This is a genomic window from Salinivibrio sp. PR5 (genome assembly GCF_001996085.1).
Taxonomy (GTDB): Bacteria; Pseudomonadota; Gammaproteobacteria; order Enterobacterales; family Vibrionaceae; genus Salinivibrio; species Salinivibrio proteolyticus.
On sequence record NZ_MUFK01000080.1, the window covers coordinates 1 to 4,197 of the forward strand.

Genomic DNA, 4,197 nt, shown 5'->3' on the forward strand with positions numbered 1-4,197 from the left:
ATGCACAATTAGTCCATCCTGAGCATACGTATCACAAAATAGATCTTTATTTTCTTTAGCCCATTTGGCCAAAGCTTTCCATGTTTGAGGTCGCGACCAAAACATACTACCAGCAAAAAAGCCCCAATCTTCTCTAGGTATAGAAGTCTCTGAAATTGCTTCACATAGCCATTCTAATGTCGGCTGATTGTCCAGCATCAATTTCTTACCCGAAAGGAAAAAAGCAGCAGGACCTAATAGCTTAAGATCCGGATTAGCCTTGAAAGCAGCCTCTGCGTGAGCAATGCTATCACAGTCACTCAGTAAACTATCCAAGACACTTTTTCGCCAAATATCACCAAACTCAGTAGTACCCTTTTTTGTGTGCAACTTCAGTACTTGTTGATAACCTCTTTTAATTAGCTCAGGGATAAAGCTAAGAAATGGCAGTATATCCATACCTTTATTCGGCACCAACCGCATTTGGGCTTTTGGAAATGCTATTTTTATCTGTTGTATTTTCTCCTCGGATATAGCTATATCGAGACTGATATAAAGAGTATATTCACCCCTCTGTTGCTTGAGATATTTCGCAATTTCTTGCCAAACGTCCCAATGATAGATATGAACAACAACTGCGGTTTGTCTGCATTTTTTTTTAAAAAACACGATTTAGTACTCAACTAAACTTAGGGCAATCTACAAATCTATAGCCTTGTTTATCCTTTATTGCCAACTGAGGCTGCTTCTGCATTTCTGGCCATTCAATACCGACTTGAGCATCATTCCATAGTAGCGAATACTCATCCCCGGGGTTATAGTAATCGGTACATTTATATTGAAATTCTGCTTCGTCGCTGGTGACATAAAAGCCGTGTGCAAATCCTGGTGGAATCCATAGCATTTGTTTATTATCGGCGTTGAGTGTCACACCAACCCATTTGCCAAAAGTTGGACTACTTTTACGCATATCTACAGCAACATCAAACACTTCACCCTGTGTAACTCTAACAAGTTTACCTTGTGGCTTTTCTAGCTGGTAATGCAAGCCACGTAAGATGCCATGCTTTGATTTACTATGGTTGTCTTGAACAAACTGGTAAGGACCACAGTGCTGCTCAAATTCGCTTTGCCGAAAGGTTTCAAGAAAAAAGCCGCGCTCATCACCAAAAATTTGAGGCGTCAGCAATACAACATCGGGGATCGCTAATTTTTCATATTTCATAGTGTGGCGCCCTCTGCTTTCTCTTCTGTAATTTGTTGTGGTTCTTGACGAACAACATTGAGCTGCTCTTGCTTAACTAGATTCAACATATATTGGCCATAATCTGTTTTATGCAATTTATGACCGCGTTGATTAAGTTGTTCGGACGTTAACCAGCCATTGCGCCAAGCAATTTCTTCTAGACAAGCAATTTTCAAACCTTGACGATGTTCAACGGTTTGTACATATTGTGAAGCGTCAATCAGGCTATCGTGTGTACCGGTATCTAACCACGCAAAACCACGTCCTAGTTTTTGTACACGCAATTTTTTACGTTCAAGATAAGCATTGTTAACAGAAGTAATCTCTAATTCACCACGTTCACTAGGCTTAACTTGTTTAGCAATGTCTACCACTTGGTTATCGTAAAAATAGAGCCCGGTCACTGCATAATCACTTTTAGGCTGTGTAGGTTTTTCTTCGATACTTATCGCATTATCGTATTCATCAAACTCTACTACGCCGAACCGTTCAGGATCTTTTACGAGATATCCAAATACTGTCGCCCCCTCAGGCTGAGAAGCTGCTTTAATTAGCATTTCACTAAAGTGTTGTCCATGAAAAATATTATCACCTAACACTAAACAAACATTAGAGTCGCCAATAAATGACTCGCCGATAATAAATGCTTGCGCTAAGCCATCCGGGCTTGGTTGCTCTGCATACTCAAAGTTAACACCAAAATCTTCTCCAGAACCAAGTAATTTTTTAAAGTTCGGTAAGTCTTCCGGCGTCGATATAATTAGGATGTCTTTAATACCCGCCAGCATTAATACAGAGATGGGAAAATAAATCATTGGTTTGTCATAAATCGGAAGAAGCTGTTTAGACACACCAAGTGTTATAGGATGTAAACGTGTTCCACTTCCCCCAGCAAGAATTATCCCTTTGGTATTGTGTGGTGAGTTCTGTATTACTTTTTTTTGATTTTCCATAATTTAGCCTTGACACTCTCTAATTTCAGCCATCACTAGACGTAGTTGACTTTTCCAATCTGGTAAAGTCAATTGAAATGCTTTTTCTATTTTTTCTAATTTTAAGCGACTATTTAAAGGTCGTTGAGCCGGTGTAGGATAACTGGACGTTGGTATTCCTTCTACAGCTCTCGGTGTTATAGATAATGGTATTTTTAATTGTTCAGCTTGCGTAAAGATTTCTTGAGCGAATTGCTGCCAGCTGCATGAACCTGAAGTGGTTAAATGATAAACGCCCACTTTATCATTAGCGCGCTGTGCAAGTGCTTGTGCCGTAACCTGCGCAATAAGGCGCGCTGAAGTCGGTGCACCAATTTGATCATTAACGATATTTAATGATGCCTTCTCGCGTCCCAAACGCAGCATAGTTTTAACGAAATTATTGCCACGTGCGCCATAAACCCATGATGTCCGGAAAATATAATATGCTGTACCACTGCGCGCTATAGCCTGATCACCTCGTAATTTGCTAGCGCCATAAATAGATAATGGCGCGGTCGGATGATCTTCTGGTCTGGCTTCTTCACCACTGCCATCATATACATAGTCAGTCGAGTAATGAATCAGCCAAATATCATGCTTTGCGCAATAAGAGGCTAGTTGCTCGGGTAACTTTGCATTCAAACGTTCTGCAAGCTCAGGCTCGCTCTCCGCTTTGTCTACCGCTGTATAGGCCGCGGCGTTGACGATCATCGAAGGCTTTAGGGACTCTAAATAAGTCGACACGGCCTGTTGATCAGCGAGATCTAATTGGTCTGGTGTAGGTGCAATACACTCTCCAAATACACTAAGTACACGTTGTAGTTCAAACCCAACTTGACCACTACCGCCGGTTATTAAAATTTTCACGAGTGCACTCCCAAACGCTCACCGGCGTAGCTACCATCACGAACACGCTGCCACCATTGTCGATTTTCTAAATACCAAATAACGGTTTTACGTAGGCCTGATGCAAAGGTTTCTTGTGGTTCCCAACCTAACTCGCGCGCGATTTTACTGGCATCAATCGCATAGCGTACATCATGACCAGGACGATCTTTAACAAAGGTAATAAGATCGCGACGAGAATGTTCAATCGGTAAAAATTCATCAATAAGATCGCAAATGCTTTCTACAACGTGAAGGTTAGTTTGTTCATTGTGGCCGCCTATATTATAAGTTTCACCAACCTTTCCTTCGGTAGCAACTTTTATCAGGGCGCGAGCATGGTCTTCTACAAACAGCCAATCACGGACTTGTTGACCATCGCCATAAACAGGTAGTGGCTTACCTTCTAGTGCATTAATAATAACTAAGGGGATCAGTTTTTCTGGAAAATGGTATGGACCATAGTTGTTACTACAATTGGTTACAAGGGTCGGTAATCCAAAAGTACGCTGCCAAGCTCGTACTAAATGATCGCTGCTCGCCTTACTCGCGGAATACGGTGAGCTAGGCGAATAAGGTGTCGTTTCAGTGAACAAGTCATCCGTTCCGTGTAAGTCGCCGTAGACTTCATCGGTCGAAATATGGTGAAAACGAAACTGCGACTTTTGCTCTGTCGATAACGCTGACCAATAGGTGCGTGCTGCTTCCAACAAGGTGTAAGTCCCTAGAATATTCGTTTGAATAAAATCAGCGGGACCGTCAATGGAACGGTCAACATGGCTTTCTGCCGCTAAGTGCATTACCACATCGGGATTAAAATGAGCAAACACCTGAGCCATTTTTTCTGCATCGCAGATATCTGCTTGGACAAAGTGATACCGAGAGTTATCTTGTACATTTACTAACGATTCAAGATTACCTGCGTAAGTTAATTTGTCGACATTTATTACTGTATGTGATGTATTATCGATAAGCTCGCGTACGACAGCAGAGCCAATAAAACCTGCTCCACCGGTAACTAAAAAAGTTTTAGATGTCATTTTTTACCTAAATTTTAATATTAAAGGAATAATTCGTTACTTCAGTTCAAGCAACTTCGCAGCAGTTTGGCGC

General features: G+C 41.4%; 5 protein-coding genes. All 5 read right to left on the minus strand.

Translation table 11 applies throughout. The features are described from left to right. A partial coding sequence (locus BZG82_RS15790) for a rhamnan synthesis F family protein (protein WP_198928571.1) occupies positions 1 to 648 on the minus strand: 648 nt, incomplete at its 3' end. 10 nt (positions 649 to 658) lie between these two features. Continuing rightward, entirely contained in the window at positions 659 to 1,204 is a 546-nt protein-coding gene (gene rfbC, locus BZG82_RS15795; protein ID WP_077766296.1) for a dTDP-4-dehydrorhamnose 3,5-epimerase, read from the minus strand. Continuing rightward, the gene (rfbA, locus tag BZG82_RS15800; protein WP_077766297.1) at positions 1,201 to 2,178 is read right to left on the minus strand and encodes a glucose-1-phosphate thymidylyltransferase RfbA; all 978 of its coding nucleotides are present in this window, start codon (positions 2,176 to 2,178) and stop codon (positions 1,201 to 1,203) included. The genes rfbC and rfbA overlap by 4 nt, the downstream gene beginning before the upstream one ends. A 3-nt stretch (positions 2,179 to 2,181) precedes the next feature. Further along, entirely contained in the window at positions 2,182 to 3,066 is an 885-nt protein-coding gene (rfbD, locus tag BZG82_RS15805) for a dTDP-4-dehydrorhamnose reductase (RefSeq protein WP_077766298.1), read from the minus strand. Then, a complete protein-coding gene (rfbB, locus tag BZG82_RS15810) occupies positions 3,063 to 4,124 on the minus strand; it encodes a dTDP-glucose 4,6-dehydratase (protein WP_077766299.1) in 1,062 nt (353 codons plus the stop codon). The genes rfbD and rfbB overlap by 4 nt, the downstream gene beginning before the upstream one ends. Positions 4,125 to 4,197: the final 73 nt, after the last annotated feature.

Bases quoted from the DNA above. Each gene is read 5' to 3' on its own strand.
- rfbA (WP_077766297.1), bottom strand. From the start codon at position 2,178: ATGGAAAATCAAAAAAAAGTAATACAGAACTCACCACACAATACCAAA.
- rfbC (WP_077766296.1), bottom strand. From the start codon at position 1,204: ATGAAATATGAAAAATTAGCGATCCCCGATGTTGTATTGCTGACGCCT.
- rfbB (WP_077766299.1), bottom strand. From the start codon at position 4,124: ATGACATCTAAAACTTTTTTAGTTACCGGTGGAGCAGGTTTTATTGGC.